Below are 24,277 nucleotides of genomic sequence, written 5' to 3' on the forward strand. Positions count from 1 at the left end.
GCTAGGCTGCCGCGTGGCCGGACAGGGAGGCATCGGCGGCGTTGGGAGAGACACAGACGGGCGCGGGCGTCGCGGCATCCGAGCGGGGGCAGGCGGGAACGCTCGCCATGCTGATGGCCGGCCTCGACCGGCTCGATCAGGGAATCACGCTGTTCGGTCCGGATCTGAAGCTGGTCTTCGCCAACAGCCGGCTGGTCGAACTGGTCGGCCTGCCGCAGGCGCTGGCCGAGCCGGGCACGCATTTCGAGACGATCGTGCGCCACAACGCGGCCCATGGCGAATACGGCCATGGCGACATCGAGGCGATGGTTGCCGATCGGGTCGCGGCGGCGCGTCGCTTCGAGCCGCACACGCTGGAGCGCACGCGGCCCAACGGCGTCGTCATCCGGGTCAGCGGCTGGCCGCTGCCCGAGGGAGGCTTTGCCACCGTTTACACCGACATCACCGACCAGCGCCGGCGCGAATTGCGGCTGGAGCAGCGGCTGCTGCGCCAGACCGAGGATCTGCGCCGCAGCGAGGAGAGGCTGCGGCTGATCGCCAACGAGGTGCCGGCCGGCATCGCCTATCTCGACCGGGACGAGGTGTTCCGTTTCGTCAATCGCCGCTTCGCCCGGGCCTACGGCCTGTCACCCGATGCAATCCCCGGCCTAGGCCATGACGAGGTGCTGAGCGCTGCCACCATGGCCCGCGTACGCCCGTTCTTCGCCCGCGCCAAGACCGGCGAGGCGCTCGACTTCGACCAGGAGATCGCCTTTCCGGACGGGCGGGTTCTCGACACGCGCACCTTTCTTCGGCCCGACCGCGACCCCGACGGCACGCCGCGCGGCTTCTACGTGCTGACGGTGAACGTCACCAAGGAGAAGGAGGCCGCGGCGGCGCTCTTGCAGGCCCAGAAGATGGAGACGCTCGGCCAGCTTTCGTCCGGCATCGCCCATGACTTCAACAATCTCCTGACCATCATTCTCGGCAATCTGACGCCGCTCGTGGCCAGGATCGACGATCCGTCCCTGAAGGCGGAGATGCTGGAGCCGGCCATCCGCGCCACGCGGCGTGGCGCCGACCTGATGCGGCGGCTTCTGGCCGTCGCTCGTCGCCAGCCGCTGGAGCCCGCCGTGGTCGATATCGGCGAGACGATCCGGACCATCGTCGAACTGGTGCGCCCGTCGCTGCATGACGGCACCTGCATCGCGGTGGAGATCGACGGCACGCCCCACGCCTTCGTCGATCCCGCCCAGCTCGAAGCCAGCCTGATCAACCTCGTGGTCAATGCCGCCGATGCCTGCCTGACCGGCGGCCGTATTCGGGTGGCGGCGGAAAACGACGCGGCGAGCGGCGCGGTCGTGATCGTCGTTGCCGACGACGGCAAGGGCATGGACGAGGCCACGCGGCGGAAGATCTTCGACCCCTTCTTCTCCACCAAGACCGGCACCGAACGCTCCGGTCTCGGCCTGACCATGGTGCAGGGCTTCGTCACCGCCTCGCACGGCACGGTGGCGCTCGACACGGCGCCCGGCGAGGGCACGACTTTCACCCTGCGCCTGCCTGCCGCAGAGGTGCCGGCAGAAGACGGGACGGCGGCCGGGAGCGATGCGGCCCTGGACTGCACTGACGGGCTGAGGGACCGGTTCGTGCTTCTGGTCGACGACGACGAGGAGGTCCGCACCGTGCTGCGCCGCGATCTCCTCGGCTGCGGGGCCCGGCTGATCGAGGCGAGCGGCGGGGCCGAGGCGTTGCAGCTTCTCGAAGCGGTGGACGGTATCGACTACGTCCTCAGCGACATCACCATGCCGGGCGGCATGTCGGGCGTCGACCTCGCCGCCGAGATCGAGCGGCGTCATCCGGGCAAGCGGATCGTCCTGATGACCGGCTTCGGCCAGGACGGCGTACGGGCCGATCTCTCGCCGCGCGTGCGCGTCCTGCAGAAACCGTTCGAGCGGCGGGCCATCGTCTCCGCTTTCACGGCGGGAGCCTGACCATGCCGGAGCCGAGCCGTGCCCGGAGGGTGCCGACGGATGCATGAGCGCATCTTCATTCTCGAGGACGACCGCGATCTCGCCGCCGTCTTTGCCCGCGAGCTGACCGAGCAGGGCTTCGTGGTCGCGACCTTCCAGCGGATCGCCGAGTTCCGCCGTCAGCTCGGCGCCGCGCCGCCGGATCTGTGCATCGTCGATCTCGGCCTGCCCGACGGGGACGGGTTGGCGCTTCTGAAGGACGAACTGGGCCGCCACGGCCTGCCGATCGTCATCGTCAGTGGCCGCGGCGCGCTGGACGACCGGTTGCAGGGGCTGGAGAGCGGCGCCGACGATTATTTGACCAAGCCTGTCGAGCCCTTGGAACTGGCGGCCCGCATCCGCAGCGTCCTGCGGCGCACGTCGCGCAACCGGGAGGCAACCTCGACGCCGCGCGCCGGCTCGACGGCGCGCACCGACATTGCCGAATTCGCCGGCTGGCGGGCCGACTTCGGCTCGCTGACCCTGCGTGCGCCCGGCGGCGCCGAACAGCCGCTGTCACGCTCCGACGCCGAGCTCCTGCGCGCCTTCCTGGAAGCGCAGGGCAGGGTGCTCAGCCGCGACTTCCTGCTGGAGCTGTTCTCCGCCAGCGGCGAGGAGGCCTTCGATCGCAGCGTCGACGTGCGCGTCTCGCGGCTGAGGAAGAAGCTGGACGAGGATCCGAAGAAGCCCGTCCATGTGCGCACCGTCTATGGCGCCGGCTACGTCTTCGCGACGCGGGTCGACTGGATCGGCTGACCGCCCGGCTCTTGCACGTTCTCAGTCGGTGACGCCGAGCACGGCGATGCAGTCGCCCGCCTTGACGAGGCCGGGAAAATGCCGCGCCGCGAGGATGCCGTCCATCTTGGCGGTGTATTCGTAGGGCGCGACGCCGGTGCGGTCGATCGGCCAGGCCCGTCCGATGGGCTGGCCCCTGCGGACCGCCTCGCCCAGATCGACCAGCGGCTCCATCATCCCGTCGATCTCCGAGAAGGTGAAGCAATCGTCCGACGGCATGTCGAGCCAGCGGGTCGGCCGTTCCTCGACCGCGCCCGACAGGATGCCGGCATGGCGCAGGAGATTGGCGGTGCCGCGCTTGGCAATGCCAGCGCTCTGGGCCGTCGCCGTGCCGCCGCCGCCCAGTTCCGTCGTCACGAACACCTTGCCGAGCTGTTCCACCGTGGTGTCGAACATGCCCACCGCGTCGATCTCGCGCATCTTCACCGACCAGGGGGCGCCGAAGGCGGCCACGGCCGCGATGCACTCCTCTTCCTGCCGGCTGTCGTCCAACGCATGGGCGGCGGCGAAGGGCAGGAAGTCCAGCGTCTTGCCGCCGGAATGGAAGTCGAGCACGACATGCGCCATCGGCAGCAGGTAGCGGGTGACGTAGTCGGCGATCTTCTGGCTCGGCGTGCCGACGGGGGAGCCGGGAAACAGCCGGTTCAGATTGCCCTTGTCGATCGGCGAGGTGCGCGTGCCGGCGCGAAAGGCCGGATAGTTCATCGCCGGCAGGATGATGACGCGGCCGGTGATCTCCTCCAGGGTCAGCCGCCGGGCGAGGTCGAACAGCGCGATCGGCCCCTCATATTCGTCCCCGTGATTGCCGCCGGTCAGGAGGGCCGTCGGACCGTCGCCGTTCCTGGCGACGGTGATCGGGATCAGCACCGAGCCCCAGGCCGAATCGTCGCGGCTGTAGGGCATCCGCAGGAAGCCGTGCTGAATGCCCTCGGCCTGGAAATCGACCGTCGCCACCAGCGGCGAGGGCGCCAGATTGTCCTGCCGCATGGCTCAGTCCTTCACGAAGAGCTGGCGCGGCACGTCGGCCAGAAGCTCGTAGCCGGTCTCGGTGATGGCAATCGACTCGGTGATCTCGATACCCATGTCCTCCTGCCAGATGCCGGTCATGAAGTGGAAGGTCATGCCGGGCTTCAGCTCGGTGCGGTCGCCGGGGCGCAGGCTCATGGTCCGCTCGCCCCAGTCCGGGGGATAGGACAGGCCGATCGGATAGCCGGCGCGGTTGTCCTTGATGATGCCGTAGGTCTTGAGCACCGCGAAGAAGGCGTTGGCCAGGTCCTCGCAGGTGTTGCCGGGCTTGGCCGCCTCAAGGCCCGCCTCCATGCCCTCCAGCGTCGCCTTCTCGGCATCGAGGAAGCTCTGCGGCGGCTTGCCGAGGAAGATCGTCCGCGACAGCGGGCAGTGATAGCGGTTGTAGCAGCCGGCGACCTCGAAGAAGGTGCCTTCGCCGCGCTCCATCGGCAGATTGTCCCAGGTCAGGTGCGGCGCCGAGGCGTCGAGGCCCGACGGCAGCAGCGGCACGATGGCCGGATAGTCGCCGCCATAGCCGTCGACGCCACGCGTGCCGACGTCCCAGATCTCGGCGACGAGATCGCATTTGCGGATGCCTGGCTCGGCCTTCTCCAGGATGCGCTTGTGCATGGCGCCGACGATGCGCCCGGCGATGCGCATATATTCCAGTTCCTGCGTGCTCTTGACCGCACGCTGCCAGTTGACGAGGCCGGTCGCGTCGACGAAGCGCGCCTCGGTCAGATAGGTCTGCATCGACAGGAAGGCGGCGGCGGAGAACCAGTAATTGTCCATCTCGACGCCGATCGAGAGGTTGGCCCAGCCGCGATCCTTGATGACCGTGGCGAGGTAATCCATCGGATGTCGTTCCGACGACTGCACGTAGTGGTCCGCATAGCCGACGATGTTGTCGTTGCCGATATAGGCGGTGCGCCGCGCGCCGTTGGCGTCCTGCGACCGGCCGAACCAGACCGGGTCGCCCTCCGGCGGCACCAGCACGCCCTGGTGGACGTAGAAGGACCAGCCGTCATAGCCGGTCAGCCACGCCATGTTCGACGGGTCCGACACGAACAGGAGTTCGATGTCCTTTTCGGCCATCGCCGCCCGGGTCTTTTCGAGGCGTTCGGCATATTCCGGGCGGGTGAACTTGAATCGCGGCTCACGCATGGGTGCACCTGTGGTCGGAGGGGTCAGCTGGTAAAGGCGGTGCCGGCAGAGGCCGCGATGGCGCGGTCGCTGGCCAGTGTGGCGATCGCGGTGTCCTGGACGCCGGTGCCGGTCAGATCGCAGATTGTCAGCGCCTCGGGCGAACGACGGCCCGCATTGCGACCGGCGACGATGGCGCCGAGTTCCGCGAAGGGCGCGTCCGCAGGGACCGCGCCGGCGGCGATCGCGTGGTGCAGTTCGCCCAGCCGCCGGGTCTGCGACAGGCTGTCGGCGACATAGAGGTCGGCGTCCGCGATGGCGGCCGGATCGAGCTCGTTCTTGTGCTCGGCGTCGGAGCCCATGGCGGTCACGTGCTGGCCGGGCGCAAGCCAGCCTGCCATGAGGATCGGCGTCTCGGACGGGGTCGTCGTCACCACGATGTCGGCGCCGGCAACGGCCCGCTTGCCGTCGGCGACCGCGGTGACCGGGATCCCCAGCTCCGCCGAAAGCTCGGCCGCCGCTCTGTCCGCCTTGCCGGCGTCGCGGGCCCAGATCCGCGCCTCGGCGATCGGCCGCACCAGGGTCAGCGCCTTGAGCTGCAGCCGCGCCTGGACGCCGGCTCCGAAGATCGCGGCGACGCTGGAATCCAGCCGGCTGAGATGCCGGGCAGCGACCGCACCGGCCGCGGCCGTGCGCACATCGGTCAGATAGCCGTTGTCCAGAAGCAGCGCCTCCACCAGCCCGGTGGTGGACGACAGCAGCACCATCATGCCGTTGACGCTCGGCAGGCCCAGCTTCGGATTGTCGAAGAAGCCCGGGCTGATCTTGACGGCAAAGCCCGACAGGCCCGGCACATAGGCGGTCTTCACGTCGACCTCGCCGCGATGCTCGGGAATGTCGAGCCGCAGGATGGGCGGCATCGCCACGGCCTTGGTCGCCAGCGCCTCGAAGGCGCCTTCGACGGCGGCAATCGCCTCCAGATCGAGCGGCACCAGTCCGCGCAGATCGGTTTCGGTGAGGATGCGCATCTGCGGCATCAGGCAGCCTCCTCCAGCGTGTTCGCCCCATTGAGGATGGCGCGATGCAGCTGCATGTCGATGTTGCGGCCCGACAGAAGTGCCAGCGTCGGCCCGTTCGGCCGCACCTTGCCGGCCAGAAGCGCCGCGATGCCGACGGCGGCGCCGCCTTCGACGATCTCGCGCTCCTCGGTATAGGCGTGGCGGATGCCGGCAGCGATCTCCGCCTCGTCGAGCAGCACCGCCTCGTCGACGAGGTTGCGCACAGCCTCGAAGGTCCAGCCGTTGCCAAGACCGATGCCGCCACCGAGGGAATCGGCGAAGGTCGGCAGTTCCTCCACCTCGACCGGATGGCCGGCGGCGAGGCTCGCCTGCATGGCGGCGCCGCGACGCATGGAGATCGCGATCACCCGCACCCCCGGGCGCAGGCCCTTCACCGCCGCGGCGATTCCGGCAACGAGACCGCCCCCCGACAGCGGCACCAGCACCGTCTCGACGTCCGGCAGGTCGGCAACGATCTCCAGCCCGATCGTGCCCTGGCCGGCGACGATGGCCGGATGATCGAAGGGCGGCACATTGGTCATGCCTTCCTCGGCAACCAGCCGGTCGACCTCGATCTGGGCCTCGTCCTGCGAACGGCCGACGATCCGGGTCTCGGCGCCCAGCGCGGCGATGGCATCGAGCTTGTTGCGCGGCACCAGCGCCGACATGCAGACGATGCAGCGCACGCCCTCGGCGGCCGCCGCATGGGCGAGCGCCCGACCGTGATTGCCGGTCGAGGCGGCGGTCACGCCCTTCGCGCGTTGTTCAGGCGTCAATTGCAGCAGGGCGTTGGTCGCGCCGCGCAGTTTGAAGGCGCCGGTGATCTGCCGGTGCTCGTGCTTCAGATGGACGGGAACGCCGACCCGGTCCGACAGGCTCAACGAGGGATCGACCGGCGTGCGCCGGACGCGGCCCTCGATCCGGCGGGCCGCAGCTTCGATGTCGGTGAGTGTCACGATCCCCATGACGTCACGCGGCGGCGGGCAGGGACCGCGCCATCAGGCGGCCGGCGTCCGGTCGTGCGGCGAGGGCGCCGCAATGGCCAAGCGTCGCCCAGACCGTCGCCAGATTGCTGGTGACGACCGGCCGGCCGATGCGGGCCTCGATCTCCGGCACCGCGGCGGCCGAGCGCAGGGCTGTGCAGGAGATGAACAGGGCCTCGGCGGACGGAGCGGTTGCGGCGACGGCTGCCTCGACCAGGCTGGCCCGCGACATCCGGGCCATGTCGCCGTCGTCTTCCATCTCGAGGCAGGTAAAGTTTTCCAGCGTGAAGCCGGCATCGACGAAATAATCCGCCATCAATTCGCCGACCGGCACGACATAGGGCGTCAGGACGCTGATCTTCTGGGCGTCGAGGGCGCGCAGGGCCATGGCGGCGGCAGCCGGCGGGGTCACCACGGCGGCTTCGGGCTTGGAGGCGTGGATCGCCGCGGCGATCTCGTCGTCGCCGATGAGCACCGTGCCCGACGTGCAGGAGAAGCAGATCACGTCGAAGGCCTCGCCGGGCAAAAGCAGGCTGGCCGCGGCGGCGAGGCGCGGCTTCATTGCCCGCAGGTTCTCCGTCGTGGTGGGATTGGCGAACTCGATGCGGGTGCCGAAGACATGGATCGTGTCGGAGGCGACCATGCGCGTGAAATCGGCCTCGGTGGACTGGTCGGTCGCAAGAAGAATCAGGCCGACACGGCGCTCGCAGGCCCGCTCATCGAGAGCGAGAGGCAGGTCCGAGGTGGTGATCGGGACGCTCATGGCAGAAACTTTCAACAGGGAAAACAGAGTTTTGTCGCCATGGCCTGATGCTCTCTGCGAACCCGTCGCCGCCGGTGCATGCGCAAGGTGCCGAGAACGGAATCCGGACCGGGCAACACGGAGCCGAAAAGGCGCATTTCCCTTCGCCCCGGTCAACCCGCGAACCGCTTGTTCCCCGACGTTACAGCGCTCAAATGATCACGCCTTGGGCATGCCCGGCAATTAGGCGAACCATCCTTTTTCGCTGGCGCCAGAAGTGTATTCTGCTGCCGGCCCGAACGCATTCGGGCGAACGCTCGCTCGACACAGCGCGATAATATTCGGAAGCTGATCTTCGGCGATCCAGAGGATGCGAACGTTGACTGACGGTCGTCGATGTGCAGGCTTGGGCTCCCTTCAAGCAGGAGCCCGGTGCTTCACGACGGTTCGTGCAATCGAACCCTGTGCTGAGCAGGCGAAATATCCGAGATCGACTGATCTCGCCGGCGATGATCCTGAATTCCATTGCCGATCGTGCGCCGTCGGCGGATTTTTCGCGGGCTACGCTTTTCCTGCTGATTTCGAATGCTATGGTTTGTTGACCTCCTGTCGTCGAACCGAGAAACGGAGATCGTTGAATGACCAATCCGATGAAGACCCGCCGCCGCAATCTGGTGGCCAAGACTCTGGCAGCCACGACCGCGCTGACCCTTCTGGCCGGCCCGGCCTTCGCCGCCGAGTGGAAATACGCCATCGAGGAAGCGCTGGAAGAGGTTCAGGGCGTCTACGCCACGAAGTTCAAGGAGCATATCGAGGCGAATTCGGACCACACCGTCGCCATCTTCCCGTTCGGCACGCTCGGCGAGTCCGCTGACACGACCGAGCTCGCCCAGATGGGCGCCATCCAGTTCGTCGATGCCTCGCCCGGCTTCACCGGCAGCCTGATCCCCGAGCTGCAGGTCTTCCTGATGCCTTACGTGCTGCCGGAAGACCCGGCCGTGCTGGCCGATTTCTACAAGACGTCGCCGACGATCAACGAGGATCTGGCCGAGCTCTACGAGGCGCAGAGCCTGCACCTGATCGACATGTTCCCGGAAGGCGAGGTCGTGATGACGACCAAGGAGCCGGTGACGTCGCCGGCCGATCTGGAGGGCGTGAAGTTCCGCGTGATGACCACGCCGCTGCTCGTCGAGACCTACAACGCCTTCGGCGCGACGGCGACGCCGCTGCCCTGGGGCGAGACCTTCTCCGGCCTGCAGCTCAACATGATCCAGGGCCAGGAGAACCCGATGTTCTTCGTGGAATCCACGAAGATGTACGAGGTGACCGACCACATCACCTTCACCGGCCACAACACCTTCACCACCGCCGTGGCGGCCAACAAGAGCTTCTATGACGACCTGTCCGACGAGGACAAGGCGCTCGTCACGGAAGCGGCCGATGCCGCCTACGACTACATCATCGACTACCAGAAGGGTCTCGAGGACGAGGCGCTCGCCAAGATCCAGGAAGCCAAGCCGAGCATGACGGTGACGCGCCTGAACGACGAGCAGCGCGAGCCGTTCCGCAAGGCGGCCGAGCAGGTCCGCGAGAAGTTCGTCGAGATGACGGGCGACAGCGGCAAGGCCGTGCTCGACGGCTTCGAGGCCGACATCAAGGCCTCGCAGGAGCGGGTCGGCAGCGGCGGCTGATCCGACAGGAATCCGGCCGGCGGTTTGTTTCGCCGGTCGCCGAAAGCTGCTGCCGCGCTATCATCATGCGCGGCAGCATATGTGTGGCGCCATAGGATGGAACGCCGATGAACCGACCCGACCCGTCGACCGACCCGGACGCCCCCGCCGAAAGTCTGGGTGGCCCGAGGCCCTCCGAGGATTCCTCGACCAACAAGACGGACGCGCCCGAAAGCGGCTTTTCCGGCGTTCTCAAGCCCTTCCAGATTCTCGACCGGTCGATTGCGGTGCTGGAATCCGTCATCCTGACGGCCGGCATCCTGATGATGGCGGTCAATTCGGTCGCCAATGTCATCGGCCGGTTCGCCTTCGGGCGCAGCCTCTATTTCTCGCAGGAACTCAACCAGTTCCTGGTCATCCTGGTGACCTTTGCCGGCATCGGCTTCGCCGCGCGCCATGGCCGCCATATCCGCATGTCGGCGATCTATGACGAGCTGCCCGATCCGGTGCGCCGCGCCCTGATGATCGTGATTGCGCTGGTCACCGCGGCGACCATGTTCATCCTCGCCTGGTTCTCCTGGTTCTACGTCGTCAGCGTCTTCGACACCGGCCGGATTTCGCCGGTGCTACGCCTGCCGATCTACGTGACCCTCGTCTGGCTGCCGATCGGCTTCGTCATCACCGGCATCCAGTACGTGCTGACGGCCCTGGCCAATCTGACCCGGCCGGAAATCTACCTGTCCGTCTCCGTGGTCGACTCCTACGAAGACACCGAAACCCAGATCTGACGCCGCCACCGCCGTCGACCTGCTTAAACATCCGCCGCCGCGCGCTCTGACCAGAGGAAATCCATGGCAACTGCGATGCTCTCGACCATGGTGGTTCTCCTGCTCCTGGGGTTCCCGATGATGGTGCCGCTGCTCATGGCGACACTGGTGGGGTTCTTCTTCTTCCTGCCCATCGGGCCGGAGATCATGGTCCAGCAGATGATCGCGGGCATCCGGCCGGCCGCGCTGGTGGCGGTGCCGATGTTCATCCTGGCCGCGGACATCATCACCAAGGGCCATTCGGCCGACCGGTTGATCGACATGGTGATGCGCTTCGTCGGCCATATGCGCGGTGGTCTGGGGGTCGCGACGGCGATGAGCTGCACCCTGTTCGGCGCCGTCTCCGGCTCGACCCAGGCGACCGTGGTCGCGGTCGGTGGTCCGTTGCGGCCGCGCATGCTGAAGGCCGGCTACAGCGACAGCTTCACTTTGGCGCTGATCATCAATTCCTCCGACATCGCCATGCTGATCCCGCCCTCGATCGCGATGATCATCTACGGTGTCGTGTCCGGCACCTCGATTTCGGAACTGTTCATCGCCGGTGTCGGTCCGGGCCTTTTGATCCTGTTCCTGTTCTCGATCTACGCCGTGATCTACGCGCGGATGCACAATCTCGAGACCGAGCCGAAATCCACCTGGGGCGAGCGCGGCCAGGCGATGGTGGCGGCGATCTGGCCGCTCGGCTTCCCGCTGATCGTCGTCGGCGGCATCTATGGGGGCATCTTCAGCCCGACCGAGGCCGCCTCCGTCTGCGTCGGCTATGCGCTGCTTCTGGAGATGGTCATCTTCCGCTCGCTGAAGCTGAGCGACATCTTCGACATCGCCAAGTCGACCGGCCTGATCACCGCGGTGGTGTTCATCCTGGTTGCGGCCGGCGCGGCGTTCTCCTGGGTCATCTCGTTCCAGCAGATCCCGCAGATGCTCCTCGGGGCGATCGGTCTGACCGAGGCCGGGCCGGTGGGCGTTTTGATCGCGATCTCGATCGCCTTCTTCGTCGGCTGTATGTTCGTCGACCCGATCGTGGTCATTCTGGTGCTGGTGCCGATCTTCTCGCCGCTCGTCTCCGGTCTCGGGCTTGACCCGGTGCTGGTCGGCGTGATCATCACGCTGCAGGTTGCGATCGGGTCGGCCACGCCGCCCTTCGGCTGCGATATCTTCACGGCGATCGCGATCTTCAAACGTCCCTATATCGAGGTGATCCGCGGTACGCCGCCGTTCATCTTCATCCTGCTCCTGGTCAGTGCGTTGCTCATCGCATGGCCGCCGCTGGCGCTGTTCCTTCGCGATCTGGCCTTCCGCTAGGCCGCGAGGGGCCGGGGCCTGTCGACACGATCCGAACCGCTCCTGGAGGCGATGCATGTACAAGACGGTCCTCGTGCCCGTGGATGGCTCCCCCATGGCCACGCGCGCCCTCGACGTGGCATCCGAGATGTGCCGGCTCTTTGGCGCGCGCCTGATCACCTTGTGCGTCTATCGGCATCATTCGCCACTGGAAGCCTCGCTTTCCATGGTCCGGGTCAAGCAGCCGGCCGAGCGACCGGACGATTCCCTCAAGACCTATGCCAGCGAGATCGCCGCGGCCGCCAAGGCCCGGGCCCTCGATTCCGGCGTCGAGGAGGTCACCGCCTATGCCAAGCGCGGCCAGCCCTCGCGCGCCATCGTCGCCTTCGCGAAGCAGCATGACTGCGACCTGATCGTGCTCGGCGCCCGCGGCAATGGCGACATCGAGGGCTTTCTCCTCGGTTCGGTGTCCCACAAGGTGGCCTCGCTCGCCCCCCAGCATTGCCTGATCGTGCGCTGAGACACGACACTCGGCGGTGGACGCCGGCCAAACCGGCAGTCTATTGAAGGGGATCGACCTCTTCGGACCAGGACTCGCCATGCCACCGGGCCGCATCAAGCTGGACGACCGCGATATCAAGATCCTGACGATCCTCCAGTCGGAGGGTCGGATTCCGAAGGCGACGCTGGCGGAGCGCGTGAACCTGTCGCCGACGCCCTGCTGGGAGCGGCTGAACCGGCTGGAAGAAGCCGGAATCATCGAGGGCTACGGCGCGATGATCGCCGAGAGCACTTACGGGCCGCTCACCGTCCTGTTCGTGATGATGGAGATCGAGAGCCACCGCACGGAGGATTTCGCGGCTTTCGAGGCGGCGATCCGCGACGTGCCGGAGATCGTCGAGTGCTTCTCGGTGTCGGGTGGCTTCGACTATCTCTGCAAGTTCGTCACCCGCGACCTCGCCAGCTACCAGGCGATCATCGACCGGCTTCTGTCGAACGGCTCCGGGGTCAAGCGCTACTTCAGCTATCCGGTGATGACGTCAATCAAGAAGGCGCCGATCCCCATCCAGATGATCGCCGACACGCCGCGCTGAGGGGCGGGCGACGAGCCATCGCCGCAAGGGCCCTTCGGCAGGAGAGAATTCGCTTCCCGGGCCGATCTATGGCCGACGTCTCGCCTGCGAACGCGATAGCGTTCTCCTGACGGAACAGGAGAGCGCCATGTCTGCAGCGATACGCCATCTCGACACCCTTCACCCTCTGGCCGCGCTGGACGACGCGACGCTGTTCATCCAGGCGGCTTTTCTGGGGGGCCGCTGGATCACCAGCGAGACGACCGTCGCCGTCACCGATCCGGCTACCGGCGAGACCCTGGGGTCCATCCCCGCTCTGACCTCGGCGGACACCAGCCGGGCGATCGACGCGGCCGAGGCCGCGCTGCCGGCCTGGCGCGCCCTGCTGCCGCAGGAGCGGGCGCGGATCCTCAAGCGCTGGCATGACCTGATCCTGGCGTCGCGCGAAGATCTGGCGCTCCTGATGACGCTGGAGCAGGGCAAGCCCCTGGCCGAATCCCGTGGCGAGATCGACTATGCCGCCTCCTTCGTCGACTATTATGCCGAGGAGGCGCGGCGCATCGCGGTCGAGGGGCTCACCAGCCATCTGCCGAATGCCCAGATGACGCTCTCCCGCGTGCCGCTGGGCGTCGTCGGTCTGGTGACGCCGTGGAACTTCCCGGCCGCCATGCTGACCCGCAAGGCGGCCGCGGCGCTCGCCGCCGGCTGCACCACGGTGGCCCATCCTTCGTCGGAAACCCCGTTCTCGGCCCTGGCGCTGGCGGCACTGGCCGAACGTGCGGGCATGCCGGCCGGCGTCTTCAACGTCGTCACCGGCAAAGCCGCGACGATCGTCGGGCGCCTCTGCGAGGACAGCCGCGTGCGGGCCATGAGCTTCACCGGCTCGACCGAGATCGGCCGGATCATCGCGGCGCAGGCCGCGCCGACGGTCAAGCGGCTGATCATGGAGCTTGGCGGCCACGCGCCGCTGATGATCTTCGCCGACAGCGACCTCGACCGGGCCGTCGACATCGCCATGGACGCCAAGTTCGCCACCTCCGGGCAGGACTGCCTGGCGGCCAACCGCATCTATGTCGAGCGGTCGATCTACGAGCCGTTCCTCGCCGCCTTCAAGGCGCGGATCGAGGCGCTGGCGGTCGGGCGGGGCCTCGATGCCAGCACGGAGATCGGCCCGCTGATGCACGCCCGCGCCATCGCCAAGGTCGAGGCGCAGGTGCACGACGCCGTCGGCCGCGGCGCCCGCTGCCTCGCCGGCGGTGGCCGCGATGCGGCCGGGCCGCTTTTCTACCGGCCGACGCTGCTGGCCGATGTGCCGGAGGATGCGCTGATCATGCATGAGGAGACCTTCGGCCCTGTGGCCGCCGTCACGCCCTTCGACGCGGAGGACGAGGTTCTGGCCCGCGCCAACGACACCGAATATGGCCTCGTCGCCTATCTGGTGACGCGTGACGCCGCGCGGATCGCCCGCATGACCGCCTCGCTCGAATACGGCATGGTCGCCGTCAACCGGGTCAAGATCACCGGCGCGCCGATCCCCTTCGGCGGCGTCAAGCAGTCGGGCATCGGCCGGGAAGGGGCCCGTCACGGCCTCGAAGCCTTCACCGACCTCAAATATGTCTGTCAGGACATCGGCTGACCGCCGCTTTCGACAGAACCGCATTCAGTCACGACGCATACAGTCAGGAAAGGAGCAGACGATGCTCGACCGGAACAACGAACTCGCCGCCTTCGACCGCGATCATTTCTTCCATCCGTCGACCCATATGGGCAGCCATGCCCGGGGTGAGACGCCGACCCGGGTGATCGCCGGCGGCAAGGGCGCGACCATCGTCGATACCAACGGCCGCGAAAGCCTCGACGCCTTTGCCGGTCTCTACTGCGTCAATGTCGGCTACGGCCAGACCGAGATCGCCGATGCGATCGCCGCCCAGGCGCACAAGCTGCCCTATTACCACGCCTATGTCGGTCACGGCTCCGAGGCGTCGATCCAGCTCGCCAAGATGATCATCGACCGGGCGCCGGACCACATGAGCCGGGTCTATTTCGGCCTGTCGGGATCGGACGCCAACGAGACCAACATCAAGCTGATCTGGTACTACAACAACATTCTCGGCCGGCCCGAGAAGAAGAAGATCATCTCGCGCTGGCGCGGCTATCACGGCTCGGGCGTGATGACCGGCTCGCTCACCGGCCTGAAGCTGTTCCACAACGCCTTCGACCTGCCGCGCGCGCCGATCCTGCACACCGAGGCGCCGTATTATTTCCGCCGCGAAGACCGCTCGATGAGCGAGGAGCAGTTCTCGCAGCATTGCGCCGACAAGCTGGAGGAGATGATCCTCGCCGAGGGGCCGGACACCGTCGCCGCCTTCATCGGCGAGCCGATCCTGGGCACCGGCGGCATCGTGCCACCGCCGGCCGGCTACTGGGAGAAGATTCAGGCAGTGCTGGCGAAATACGACATCCTGCTGGTCGCCGACGAGGTGGTCACCGGTTTCGGGCGCCTCGGCACGATGTTCGGCTCCGAGCATTACGGCATCAAGCCGGACATCATCACCATCGCCAAGGGCCTGACCTCGGCCTATGCGCCGCTGTCGGGCAGCATCATCTCCGACAAGGTCTGGGAGGTTCTCGTGCGGGGCTCCGACGAGATGGGCCCGATCGGTCATGGCTGGACCTATTCGGCGCATCCGCTGTGTGCGGCGGCCGGCGTCGCCAATCTCGAACTGATCGACAAGCTGGACCTCGTCGAGAATGCCGGCACCGTGGGCGCGCATTTCCGCAAGGGCCTCGCCGACGCCTTGGCAGGGCACGCCCATGTCGGCGAGGTGCGCGGCGACGGCCTGATGGCCGCGGTGGAGTTCGTCGAGGACAAGGACGACCGCAAGTTCTTCGACCCGTCGCTGAAGGTCGGACCGCAGATCGCGGCGGCGCTGCTGGAGCGCGGCGTCATCGGCCGGGCCATGCCGGAAGGCGACATTCTCGGCTTTGCGCCGCCCTTCGTCCTGACCCGTGAAGAGGCCGACATGGTGGTGGAGCGCACCGCCGATGCCGTGGAGGCGGTGACGGCCAAACTCGGCTGATCGCCACCGGCGCCTATCGCGCCCAAACGAAAAGCGCCCGGCATTGCCGCCGGGCGCTTTTCGTTGTCGGCTTGAGGCGACGGGTCAGACGGCCAGATATTGCAGCCGCATTTCCTTGTCGTCGATGATCTGCTGGGCGGTGCCGTCGAAGACGATCTCGCCCATCTCCAGGATGATCGCGCGGTCGGCCAGATGCAGCGCGGCGATGGCGTTCTGCTCGACCAGGATCGTGGTGATGCCGATCTGCTTGATCTCCTCAAGAATTCGCTCGATCTCCTGCACGATGACCGGCGCGAGCCCCTCATAGGGCTCGTCCAGCAGCAGCAGCTTCACGTCCCGGGCCAGTGCCCGGGCGACGGCCAGCATCTGCTGCTCGCCGCCGGACATGGTGATGCCCTCCTGGGTGCGGCGCTCGGCCAGCCGGGGGAAGTGTTCGTAGATCCGCTCCAGCGACCAGCCGATGGGCGGCTCGATCTGCGCGAGCTTGAGATTCTCCTCCACCGTCAGACCGGCGATGATCCGCCGGTCCTCGGGTACCAGCTGCACGCCGAGGCGGGCCGCCTCGTAGCCCTGCATGGTGTGCAACGGCTGACCGTCGAGCCAGATCTCGCCATGCTTCAGCTCCGGCGAACCGGCCCGCGCGATGGTGCGCAGCGTCGAGGTCTTGCCGGCGCCGTTGCGGCCGAGCAGGGCGACGATCTCGCCTTCCCGCACCTCGAAGGAGACGCCCTGCACGATGTAGCTCTCGCCGTAATAGGCATGCAGGTCGCGGGCAGCGAAGAAGGGCTGGCCCTCGGACCGGACGCTTTCTGCCCGGGCGCTGCGACCATGCGGCCGGACGGCGTCGATCGTGTCGCTCATAGATGGGCTCCCCCCAGATAGGCTTCCTGCACGCGCGGATCGGCCTTGATCGCCTCGGGCGTGCCTTCGGCGATCACCGTGCCCTGCGCCATCACGCTGACGGTCGAGGCCAGCGAGAACACGACATGCATGTCGTGCTCGATGATCACCTTGGTGATGCCGCGCTTGGCGATCGCCTTGAGGAGATCGACGGTGTTGTTGGTGTCGGCCCGCGACATGCCGGCGGTCGGCTCGTCGAGGAGCAGCAGCTTGGGTCGCTGGACGAGGCACATCGCCAGCTCCAGCCGCCGCTTGTCGCCGCGGGACATGGAATCGACCCGCTGGTGGCGCTGGGCGGCCAGGTTGAGATCCTCGAGGATCTCCTCGGCCTCTTCCAGCACCACACGCCGGTCGTTGGCACGCCCCCAGAGATTGATCTTGAAGGCGCCGTCCTTGCGGGCGAAGGCCGGGATCATGACGTTTTCCATGACCGTCAGCTCAGCGAAGGTCTCCGGCGTCTGGAACACCCGCGCGATACCGGCCTGGTTGATCTCGTACGGATTGTGCCCGAGCAGCGGTGCGCCGTTGAACTCGACGGTGCCCTCGTCCGGGACGATCCGCCCGACCAGCGTGTTGAGCAGGGTCGACTTGCCGGCGCCGTTCGGCCCGATGATCGCGTGGACCGTGCCTTCCTTGACCCTGAGATTGACGTCGTCGAGGGCTTTCAGGCCGCCGAAGCGCTTGCTGACGCCGTTGATGGTGAGAATATCCATGCCGGCTCTTTCTATTCGTGGTTCGCGCGGGCAGCGGCGGTGTCGCCGGTGGTCCCGTCAGCCGGTTTGGGCTTGTGGAACAGGGCGCCGATGCGGCGCAGCCCCTCCATGATTCCGCCCGGCAGGAAGATGACGATGACCATGAACAGGAGGCCGAGCGTCAGGTGCCAGCCTTCGCCGACGAAGGGGCTGGTGATCTCGACCGCCAGGTTCTGTGCCCAGCCGGGCAGGAAGTCGAAGCTGCGATAGAGGAAGCCGTCGTTGAAGGACGAGAAGATCTGCTCGAGATACTTCATCACGGCCGCCCCGATCACCGGTCCGAGCAGCGTGCCGACGCCGCCGAGAATGGTCATCAGCACGACCTCGCCCGACGCCGTCCACTGCATCCGGTCGGCGCCGGCGAGGGGATCGGTGACCGCCAGGAGGCCGCCGGCGAGGCCGGCATACATGCCCGAGATGACGAAGGCGGTGAGCAGATAGGGGCGGGCGGCAAAGCCGGTATAGCCCATGCGGTTCTGGTTCGACTTGATGGCGAAGAGCATCATGCCGAAGGTCGAGTTGCGGATCCGGAGCGCCAGGAAGAAGCCGAGGACCAGCAGGATCGCGCAGAAATAGAAGCCCGGATAGCCCTGCAGCTCGATGCCGAAGAAGTTCGGCTTGGGCAGACCCGCGCCGACTTCGCCCAGTGCCCGGTCGATCAGCCGCGGGTCGGAGCGGGAGATCTGCAGTCCGGTCTCGCCGTTGGTGATCGGCGTCAGCACCGAATATGCGAGATTGTAGGACATCTGCGCGAAGGCGAGCGTCAGGATCGAGAAGTAGATGCCGGCGCGGCGCAGGCAGACGAAGCCGATGACCAGCGCCAGGAGCCCGGCGACGATGATCGCGAAGGGGATCGCGAAGATCGCGTTCATCGACAGGAGCTTGAACATCCAGACCGCGGCGTAGGATCCGGTGCCGAGGAAGGCTGCATGGCCGAAGGACAGATAGCCGGAGAAGCCGAACAGGATGTTGAAGCCGATCGCGAAGATCCCGAAGATCGCGAATTTCTGCAGGATGTCCGGATAGCCCGCGCCGATCGGCGCGAGCCAGATCGGCATGGTCAGGACGGCCGCCGCGAAGATCGCGGTGAAGGCGTAGTCGCCCATCGTGGTCGCGAAGAACGGCCGCGTGTCGCGGGTCTTGCGGGTGGTCTCGTGCGGCGTGCCGCCGAGGTCGGTCGAGGTGATGGCGCTGTTCATCGATCAGGCCTCCATGACGCCCTTGCGGCCCATCAGTCCACGCGGGCGGACCAGCAGGACGACGACGGCAACAAGGTAGATGATGATCTGGTCGATGCCCGGCAGGATCGCCTTGATCTCGGTCATCGAGGAGAAGGACTGCAGGATGCCGAGCAGGAAGCCGGCGACCACGGCACCGCCCAGTGACCCCATGCCGCCGACGACCACGACCACGAAGGAGAGCACCAGGAAGTCCATGCCCAGATGGTAGTTGGGTGACAGGATCGGCGTGTACATGACGCCCGCCAGCCCGGCGACGACGGCGGCGAGGCCGAAGACGATGGAGAACTTGCGGCCGATATTGATGCCCAGCAGGCCCACCGTCTCGCGATCCGCCATGCCGGCCCGCACCACCATGCCGAAAGTGGTGAGCTGCAGGAAGGCGAAGACCGCGCCGATGATGGCCAAAGAGAACAGGAAGTAGACGATGCGCCACATCGGGTAGCTGAGGCCGGGAATGCCGAACCATTGGCCGATATCCGCGCTGCCGGCGAAAGCCGGGGGAGCGGTCATCGGGATCGGATTGGCGCCGAAATAGTGCTTCACGATCTCCTGCAGGACGATGGCGAGGCCGAAGGTCACGAGGATCTGCTCGGCATGGCTGCGCTTGTAGAAGAAGCGGATCAGGCCGCGCTCCATCGCCAGTCCGACGAGCAGCATGAAGGGGATCGCGACGAGGATCGACAAGGGGACCGACCAGTCGAGGATCGTGCGGCCGGTGTCGCCGAACCAGATCTCCAGATAGGGGACTTCCTTGTAGGCCTCGAAGAAGGTCACGCTCTCGTCGCGCACGCGCTCTGAGATCGACAGGACCATGGAGAAGGCGACGGCGCAGAAGGCGCCGAGCATGAAGAGGGCGCCGTGGGCGAAATTGACCACCCCGAGCGTACCGAAGATCAGGGTCAGGCCGAGGGCGATGAGCGCATAGGCCCCGCCCTTGTCGAGACCGTTGAGGATCTGAAGAATGATGGCGTCCATGTGCCCCTTGGTCGCTCCTGGCATTGCCGCTTTGAATTGTCGGGGTCGATACGCGCGGCCCTGGCGAGCGGCAGTTCGATTGCCTCGTGTCGCCGTCGCCCGCTGGGCCGGCGCCTGTCGTCTTGATGTCTGCGATGCTGGACGGTCGCCGGCATGTCTGCCGGCGACCTGATCGGGTCAGGATGCGATCAGCATTCCTTGGCGTCGTAGGGACCGAGTTCGCCGCCGAAGATCGACGCGTCGTAGGTCACGTCGTCGCGCGGCACGACCTTGACGATCTCCATCAGGTCGAACTGGTTGGTCGGCTCCTGCTTGCCGCGCACGACCAGCACGTCCTTGAAGCATTGGTGGTCCTCGGCGCGGTAGAGCGTCGGGCCATTGCCCATGCCGTCGAACTCGAAGCCTTCCAGCGCCTTGATCAGCTCCGGCGGATAGAAGGTGCCGGCGGTCTCGGCGGCGTTGGCGTAGAGCAGCGTCTGGACGTAGCAGGTGTGGGCGGCCTGCGACGGCGGGCTGCCATATTCCTCGCCGAAGGACTTGGAGAACGCCTTGGTGGCGGCGTTGTCGAGCTTCCAGTCCCAGTTGGCGGTGCCCAAGATGCCCTTCACGGCCTCGCCCGCACCCTGTGCCATCAGCTCGGAGAACAGCGGCACGACGATCTGGAAGTCCTTGCCGTTGACCTGCTTGGAGCGCATGTCGAACTGGGTGACGGCCTGGCGCAGCGAATTGACCATGTCGCCGCCGTAATGGTTCAGGATCAGCACGTCGGCGCCCGAATTCAGGACCGGCGTCAGATACTGCGAGAAGTCGCCGGCGCCGAGCGGGGTGCGAACGGCCTCCACCGTTTCCCATCCGAGCCCTTCGGTGGCGTTCTTGATCGACTCTTCCTGGGTCCAGCCCCAGGTGTAGTCGGCGGTCAGGTGGTAGGCGCGACGGTCCTTGCCGTATTCCTCGGCGAGGATCGGGCCGAGCGCCTGGCCGGACATGTAGGCGTTGAAGAAGTGGCGGAAGCCGTAACGCCGCTTGTCCTTGCCGGTGGTGTCGTTGGAGTGGGTCAGGCCGGCCATGAACATTACGCCCATGTCCTGGCACAGCGACTGCACTGCCACGGCGACGCCCGAGGACGAGCCGCCGGAGATCATGATCGCCTTGTCGGCCTCGATCATGCGCTTGGCCGAGGCGCGGGCCGCGTCGGACTTGGTCTGGGTGTCGCCGGTCACGAACGCGACCTTCTTGCCCAGGATGCCGTTGCCCTTGAGGTTGGACGGCTGCATTGTCGACAGCATGCCGCCGTCGCCTTCGCCGTTCAGGTGCTTGACCGCCAGCTGGAAGGCGCGCAGTTCGTCGGCGCCTTCATCCGCATACGGACCGGACTGCGGCACGTTGAAGCCGAGCGTCACGGTGCCACCGGACGGGTTGTTGCAGAATGCCTGATCCTGCGCCCAGGCCCCGCGCGTGAAGACATGCGGCATGGCGAGACCGGCCGTGATGCCGGCGCCGGTCGTCAGCAGTCGACGACGGGTCCATCCGTCCTTGTAAAATGCCATTGGTCACCTCCCGATTATCCCATTCCGGCCGTAGCGGCAGACAGCACGACATATCGATCGCCCGCCCCAGATCCCGCCGGATGACGCGCATCGTCCACGAGTCCGCGGTTTTCGACTATAGTACTTTCGGATGAACCGGCTTCGACGTCTGTCCTATATTGTCCCTCCGTGCGATAATGCAGTGCAATATTGCAATGCAGCAATATCAATCTGCGCCATGACTGGCCGGTTGCTGGCGGGGCGCGAGCCGGCGTCGCGCCGGCTCGCCGGATGACGCATCGCGGGCGCTGCGACCGGCTGGCGAGTTGACCTTCGCACGGGGAGGGGAGACCTTCGCCGCAATGCCGGCAGCCGGATCGAGACCGGCACGATTCGCGGTCGGTCCCGAACGCCCGTCCTGCGGACGGTCGGGGTCAGGGAGGAACAGGACGATGTTCGACAAGAGCATGAATTTCGCGCTTGGCGAGGAGATCGACGCGCTGCGCGACATGGTGCGCCGCTTCGCGCAGGAGCGGATCGCCCCCCGCGCGTCGGAGATCGACCGGACCAACGAATTCCCGAACGAACTCTGGAAGGAGCTCGGTGCCCTCGGGCTCCTCGGCGTCACGGTGGAGGAGGAATATGGCGGCTCGGCCATGGGCTATCTCGCCCATTGCGTCGCCATCGAGGAGATCTCCCGCGCCTCGGCCTCTGTGGGCCTGTCCTACGGCGCCCATTCCAATCTCTGCGTCAACCAGATTCGGCGCAACGGCACGGCCGACCAGAAGGCGAAATACCTGCCGAAGCTCGTCTCTGGCGAGCATGTCGGGTCGCTCGCCATGTCGGAATCCGGCGCCGGCTCCGACGTCGTCGGCATGAAGCTGCGGGCCGACAAGCGCAACGACCGCTTCGTCCTCAACGGCACCAAGATGTGGATCACCAACGGTCCCGACGCCTCGACCCTGATCGTCTACGCCAAGACCGATCCGGATGCCGGCCCGCGCGGCATCACGGCCTTCCTGATCGAGAAGGACATGGCCGGCTTTTCGACCGCCCAGAAGCTCGACAAGCTCGGTATGCGCGGCTCCAACACCTGCGAGCTGGTGTTCCAGGATTGCGAGGTGCCCTACGAGAACATCCTCGGCGAGGAGGGCGGCGGCGCCAAGGTGCTGATGAGCGGCCTCGACTACGAACGGGTGGTGCTCTCGGCCGGGCCTCTCGGCATCATGGCCGCCTGCCTCGACGTCGTCCTGCCCTATGTCCACGAGCGCGAGCAGTTCGGCCAGCCGATCGGCGAGTTCCAGCTGATGCAGGGCAAGCTCGCCGACATGTATGTCACGATGAATGCCTGCCGGGCCTATGTCTACGCGGTGGCGGCGGCCTGCGACCGCGGCGAGACCAGCCGCAAGGACGCCGCCGGCTGCATCCTCTATGCCGCCGAGAAGGCGACCCAGATGGCGCTGGAGGCGATCCAGGCGCTGGGCGGTAACGGCTATATCAACGACTATCCGACCGGCCGGCTGCTGCGGGACGCCAAGCTCTACGAGATCGGCGCCGGCACCTCGGAAATCCGCCGCATGCTGATCGGCCGCGAGCTGTTCCGGGAGACCGCGTAGGTGGCGGTCCTCACCTCGTCCATCTCGCCGCGCTCGGACGCCTTCGCGGCCAATCGCGACGCCATGGCAAGGCAGATGCAGGCGGTCGAGGCGGCCGCTGAAGCCGCCATGGCGGGCGGTGGCGACAGGGCCCGCGAGCGGCATCTGTCACGCGGCAAGCTGCTGCCGCGCGACCGGGTGGAGGGCCTGCTCGATCCCGGCTCTCCGTTTCTGGAAGTCGGCCTGTTCGCCGCCCACGGGCTTTACGAGGACGCGGTGCCGGCTGCCGGCATGATCGCCGGCATCGGCCGGGTGGCGGGCCGCGAGGTGATGGTGCTCGCCAACGACGCCACGGTGAAGGGCGGGACCTACTTTCCCACCACGGTGAAGAAGCATCTCAGGGCCCAGGAGATCGCCGAGCAGAACGGCCTGCCTTGCGTCTATCTGGTCGATTCCGGCGGCGCCAATCTGCCGAACCAGGACGAGGTCTTCCCGGACCGCGACCATTTCGGCCGCATCTTCTACAACCAGGCGCAGATGTCGGCGAAGGGCATTCCCCAGATCGCCGTCGTCATGGGCTCCTGCACGGCCGGCGGCGCCTATGTGCCGGCGATGAGCGACGAGACCATCATCGTGCGCAATCAGGGCACGATCTTCCTCGCCGGCCCGCCGCTGGTGAAGGCGGCCACGGGTGAGGTGGTCTCGGCCGAGGATCTGGGCGGCGGCGATGTCCATACGCGGCTGTCCGGCGTTGCCGACCATCTCGCCAATGACGATCTCCATGCGCTGGAACTCGCCCGCCGCGCCGTTGCCAATCTGAACCGGCCGAAACCGTTCACGGTGGAACTGCAGGCGCCCGAGGCGCCGGCCTACGATCCGGAGGAACTGCTCGGCATCGTGCCCGCCGACCCGAAGACGCCCTACGACGTGCGCGAGGCCATCGCCCGCATTGTCGATGGCTCGCGCTTCGACGAGTTCAAGGCGCGCTACGGGCCGACGCTGGTCTGCGGCTTCGCCCATGTCTGCGGCATCCCGGTCGGCATCGTCGCCAACAATGGCGTGTTGTTCGCCGAAAGCGCCGTGAAGGGCGCGCATTTCGTCGAGCTCTGCTCGCAGCGCAGGATCCCGCTGGTCTTCCTGCAGAACATCACCGGCTTCATGGTCGGCCGCGCCTATGAAGCGGGCGGCATCGCCAAGCACGGCGCCAAGCTGGTCACCGCCGTCGCCACCACGTCAGTGCCCAAGGTGACCATGCTGATCGGCGGCTCCTACGGCGCCGGCAATTACGGCATGTGCGGGCGGGCCTACAGCCCACGCTTCCTGTGGACTTGGCCGAACAGCCGCATTGCCGTGATGGGCGGCGAGCAGGCGGCCGGCGTGCTGGCGACGGTCAAGCGCGACGGCATCGAACGGCACGGCGGCGAATGGTCGGCTGAGGAGGAAGCCGAGTTCAAGCGCCCGACCATCGAGATGTTCGAGCGCCAGAGCCATCCACTCTACGCCTCCGCCCGGCTGTGGGACGACGGCATCGTCAATCCTGCCAGGACCCGCGAGATCCTGGCCCTGTCGCTCTCGGCCTCGCTGAACGTGCCGATCCCGGAGACACGGTTCGGCCTGTTCCGGATGTGATCTGACAT

Annotated in this window: 21 protein-coding genes; 11 read left to right on the forward strand and 10 right to left on the reverse strand. The window is 66.8% G+C overall.

Features of this window, described 5'->3' with window-relative positions:
• Positions 1 to 41 precede the first annotated feature (41 nt).
• Positions 42 to 1,973 carry a hybrid sensor histidine kinase/response regulator gene (locus N7I30_RS19670; RefSeq protein ID WP_498640866.1) on the forward strand — a complete coding sequence of 644 codons (1,932 nt, stop codon included), beginning with the start codon at positions 42 to 44 and terminating at the stop codon, positions 1,971 to 1,973.
• A gap of 39 nt (positions 1,974 to 2,012) precedes the next feature.
• Positions 2,013 to 2,747: a response regulator transcription factor gene (locus N7I30_RS19675; protein WP_277021659.1), complete on the forward strand. Its 735-nt coding sequence runs from the start codon at positions 2,013 to 2,015 to the stop codon at positions 2,745 to 2,747.
• 21 nt (positions 2,748 to 2,768) lie between these two features.
• Here N7I30_RS19675 and doeB read toward each other — a convergent pair whose 3' ends face one another.
• Genes doeB through eutA form a run of 5 tightly spaced genes read right to left on the reverse strand, consistent with a single transcriptional unit; the run spans position 2,769 to position 7,741 of the window.
• Complete coding sequence (gene doeB, locus N7I30_RS19680; RefSeq protein WP_277021656.1) at positions 2,769 to 3,773, reverse strand: N(2)-acetyl-L-2,4-diaminobutanoate deacetylase DoeB; 1,005 nt, start codon at positions 3,771 to 3,773, stop codon at positions 2,769 to 2,771.
• Positions 3,774 to 3,776: 3 nt separating this feature from the next.
• Positions 3,777 to 4,958 (reverse strand): ectoine hydrolase DoeA, encoded by a 1,182-nt coding sequence (gene doeA / locus N7I30_RS19685; protein WP_188077137.1) that lies wholly within the window; start codon positions 4,956 to 4,958, stop codon positions 3,777 to 3,779.
• A 23-nt stretch (positions 4,959 to 4,981) separates the two neighbouring features.
• Positions 4,982 to 5,974, reverse strand: a complete 993-nt coding sequence (eutC, locus tag N7I30_RS19690; RefSeq protein ID WP_277021650.1) for an ectoine utilization protein EutC — start codon at positions 5,972 to 5,974, stop codon at positions 4,982 to 4,984.
• Positions 5,974 to 6,960, reverse strand: a complete 987-nt coding sequence (gene eutB / locus N7I30_RS19695) for a hydroxyectoine utilization dehydratase EutB (RefSeq protein WP_491391230.1) — start codon at positions 6,958 to 6,960, stop codon at positions 5,974 to 5,976. The genes eutC and eutB overlap by 1 nt, the downstream gene beginning before the upstream one ends.
• A gap of 4 nt (positions 6,961 to 6,964) precedes the next feature.
• The gene (gene eutA / locus N7I30_RS19700; RefSeq protein ID WP_491391231.1) at positions 6,965 to 7,741 is read right to left on the reverse strand and encodes an ectoine utilization protein EutA; all 777 of its coding nucleotides are present in this window, start codon (positions 7,739 to 7,741) and stop codon (positions 6,965 to 6,967) included.
• 617 nt (positions 7,742 to 8,358) lie between these two features.
• On the opposite strand from eutA, the gene dctP reads away from it, so the two are divergent.
• The 7 genes from dctP (at position 8,359) to N7I30_RS19735 (ending at position 15,651) form a co-directional block, all read left to right on the forward strand.
• Positions 8,359 to 9,411, forward strand: coding sequence for a TRAP transporter substrate-binding protein DctP (gene dctP / locus N7I30_RS19705; protein ID WP_491391232.1), 1,053 nt, complete (start codon positions 8,359 to 8,361; stop codon positions 9,409 to 9,411).
• A 107-nt stretch (positions 9,412 to 9,518) separates the two neighbouring features.
• Positions 9,519 to 10,178, forward strand: coding sequence for a TRAP transporter small permease (locus N7I30_RS19710; protein ID WP_491391233.1), 660 nt, complete (start codon positions 9,519 to 9,521; stop codon positions 10,176 to 10,178).
• 63 nt (positions 10,179 to 10,241) lie between these two features.
• Positions 10,242 to 11,519, forward strand: a complete 1,278-nt coding sequence (locus tag N7I30_RS19715) for a TRAP transporter large permease (RefSeq protein ID WP_491391234.1) — start codon at positions 10,242 to 10,244, stop codon at positions 11,517 to 11,519.
• Between the two features lie 55 nt (positions 11,520 to 11,574).
• Positions 11,575 to 12,018: a universal stress protein gene (locus N7I30_RS19720; RefSeq protein WP_187391732.1), complete on the forward strand. Its 444-nt coding sequence runs from the start codon at positions 11,575 to 11,577 to the stop codon at positions 12,016 to 12,018.
• A gap of 79 nt (positions 12,019 to 12,097) precedes the next feature.
• Entirely contained in the window at positions 12,098 to 12,592 is a 495-nt protein-coding gene (locus tag N7I30_RS19725; RefSeq protein WP_491391235.1) for an Lrp/AsnC family transcriptional regulator, read from the forward strand.
• A 127-nt stretch (positions 12,593 to 12,719) separates the two neighbouring features.
• Positions 12,720 to 14,207 (forward strand): NAD-dependent succinate-semialdehyde dehydrogenase, encoded by a 1,488-nt coding sequence (locus N7I30_RS19730; RefSeq protein WP_491391236.1) that lies wholly within the window; start codon positions 12,720 to 12,722, stop codon positions 14,205 to 14,207.
• A 61-nt stretch (positions 14,208 to 14,268) separates the two neighbouring features.
• Positions 14,269 to 15,651 (forward strand): aspartate aminotransferase family protein, encoded by a 1,383-nt coding sequence (locus tag N7I30_RS19735; protein WP_370196407.1) that lies wholly within the window; start codon positions 14,269 to 14,271, stop codon positions 15,649 to 15,651.
• Between the two features lie 84 nt (positions 15,652 to 15,735).
• On the opposite strand, the gene N7I30_RS19740 is transcribed toward N7I30_RS19735, so the two are convergent.
• The 5 genes from N7I30_RS19740 to N7I30_RS19760 form a co-directional block, all read right to left on the reverse strand.
• A complete protein-coding gene (locus tag N7I30_RS19740) occupies positions 15,736 to 16,512 on the reverse strand; it encodes an ABC transporter ATP-binding protein (protein WP_024351114.1) in 777 nt (258 codons plus the stop codon).
• Positions 16,509 to 17,264: an ABC transporter ATP-binding protein gene (locus N7I30_RS19745; RefSeq protein ID WP_024351115.1), complete on the reverse strand. Its 756-nt coding sequence runs from the start codon at positions 17,262 to 17,264 to the stop codon at positions 16,509 to 16,511. The genes N7I30_RS19740 and N7I30_RS19745 overlap by 4 nt, the downstream gene beginning before the upstream one ends.
• An 11-nt stretch (positions 17,265 to 17,275) precedes the next feature.
• Positions 17,276 to 18,409: a branched-chain amino acid ABC transporter permease gene (locus tag N7I30_RS19750; protein WP_188077246.1), complete on the reverse strand. Its 1,134-nt coding sequence runs from the start codon at positions 18,407 to 18,409 to the stop codon at positions 17,276 to 17,278.
• A 96-nt stretch (positions 18,410 to 18,505) separates the two neighbouring features.
• Positions 18,506 to 19,519, reverse strand: a complete 1,014-nt coding sequence (locus N7I30_RS19755; RefSeq protein ID WP_024351117.1) for a branched-chain amino acid ABC transporter permease — start codon at positions 19,517 to 19,519, stop codon at positions 18,506 to 18,508.
• 188 nt (positions 19,520 to 19,707) lie between these two features.
• Entirely contained in the window at positions 19,708 to 21,066 is a 1,359-nt protein-coding gene (locus tag N7I30_RS19760) for a substrate-binding protein (protein WP_024351118.1), read from the reverse strand.
• Between the two features lie 446 nt (positions 21,067 to 21,512).
• On the opposite strand from N7I30_RS19760, the gene N7I30_RS19765 reads away from it, so the two are divergent.
• Both N7I30_RS19765 and N7I30_RS19770 read left to right on the forward strand, forming a co-directional pair.
• On the forward strand, positions 21,513 to 22,661 hold the full coding sequence (locus tag N7I30_RS19765; RefSeq protein ID WP_491390265.1) for an isovaleryl-CoA dehydrogenase: 1,149 nt from the start codon (positions 21,513 to 21,515) through the stop codon (positions 22,659 to 22,661).
• Positions 22,662 to 24,269, forward strand: coding sequence for a carboxyl transferase domain-containing protein (locus tag N7I30_RS19770; RefSeq protein ID WP_491390251.1), 1,608 nt, complete (start codon positions 22,662 to 22,664; stop codon positions 24,267 to 24,269). It abuts the gene before it with no gap.
• Positions 24,270 to 24,277: the final 8 nt, after the last annotated feature.

This window comes from Aurantimonas litoralis (assembly GCF_026153195.1).
Classification (GTDB): domain Bacteria; phylum Pseudomonadota; class Alphaproteobacteria; order Rhizobiales; family Rhizobiaceae; genus Aurantimonas; species Aurantimonas coralicida.

Excerpts from the sequence above, each read along its gene's own strand:
- N7I30_RS19710 (WP_491391233.1), top strand. The coding sequence starts at position 9,519 with ATGAACCGACCCGACCCGTCGACCGACCCGGACGCCCCCGCCGAAAGT.
- N7I30_RS19675 (WP_277021659.1), top strand. The coding sequence starts at position 2,013 with ATGCATGAGCGCATCTTCATTCTCGAGGACGACCGCGATCTCGCCGCC.
- N7I30_RS19745 (WP_024351115.1), bottom strand. The coding sequence starts at position 17,264 with ATGGATATTCTCACCATCAACGGCGTCAGCAAGCGCTTCGGCGGCCTG.
- dctP (WP_491391232.1), top strand. The coding sequence starts at position 8,359 with ATGACCAATCCGATGAAGACCCGCCGCCGCAATCTGGTGGCCAAGACT.
- eutA (WP_491391231.1), bottom strand. The coding sequence starts at position 7,741 with ATGAGCGTCCCGATCACCACCTCGGACCTGCCTCTCGCTCTCGATGAG.
- N7I30_RS19725 (WP_491391235.1), top strand. The coding sequence starts at position 12,098 with ATGCCACCGGGCCGCATCAAGCTGGACGACCGCGATATCAAGATCCTG.
- N7I30_RS19765 (WP_491390265.1), top strand. The coding sequence starts at position 21,513 with ATGAATTTCGCGCTTGGCGAGGAGATCGACGCGCTGCGCGACATGGTG.
- eutC (WP_277021650.1), bottom strand. The coding sequence starts at position 5,974 with ATGCCGCAGATGCGCATCCTCACCGAAACCGATCTGCGCGGACTGGTG.
- N7I30_RS19730 (WP_491391236.1), top strand. The coding sequence starts at position 12,720 with ATGTCTGCAGCGATACGCCATCTCGACACCCTTCACCCTCTGGCCGCG.
- N7I30_RS19720 (WP_187391732.1), top strand. The coding sequence starts at position 11,575 with ATGTACAAGACGGTCCTCGTGCCCGTGGATGGCTCCCCCATGGCCACG.
- N7I30_RS19735 (WP_370196407.1), top strand. The coding sequence starts at position 14,269 with ATGCTCGACCGGAACAACGAACTCGCCGCCTTCGACCGCGATCATTTC.
- N7I30_RS19740 (WP_024351114.1), bottom strand. The coding sequence starts at position 16,512 with ATGAGCGACACGATCGACGCCGTCCGGCCGCATGGTCGCAGCGCCCGG.
- doeA (WP_188077137.1), bottom strand. The coding sequence starts at position 4,958 with ATGCGTGAGCCGCGATTCAAGTTCACCCGCCCGGAATATGCCGAACGC.
- N7I30_RS19760 (WP_024351118.1), bottom strand. The coding sequence starts at position 21,066 with ATGGCATTTTACAAGGACGGATGGACCCGTCGTCGACTGCTGACGACC.
- N7I30_RS19755 (WP_024351117.1), bottom strand. The coding sequence starts at position 19,519 with ATGGACGCCATCATTCTTCAGATCCTCAACGGTCTCGACAAGGGCGGG.
- N7I30_RS19750 (WP_188077246.1), bottom strand. The coding sequence starts at position 18,409 with ATGGGCGACTACGCCTTCACCGCGATCTTCGCGGCGGCCGTCCTGACC.
- doeB (WP_277021656.1), bottom strand. The coding sequence starts at position 3,773 with ATGCGGCAGGACAATCTGGCGCCCTCGCCGCTGGTGGCGACGGTCGAT.
- N7I30_RS19715 (WP_491391234.1), top strand. The coding sequence starts at position 10,242 with ATGGCAACTGCGATGCTCTCGACCATGGTGGTTCTCCTGCTCCTGGGG.
- eutB (WP_491391230.1), bottom strand. The coding sequence starts at position 6,960 with ATGGGGATCGTGACACTCACCGACATCGAAGCTGCGGCCCGCCGGATC.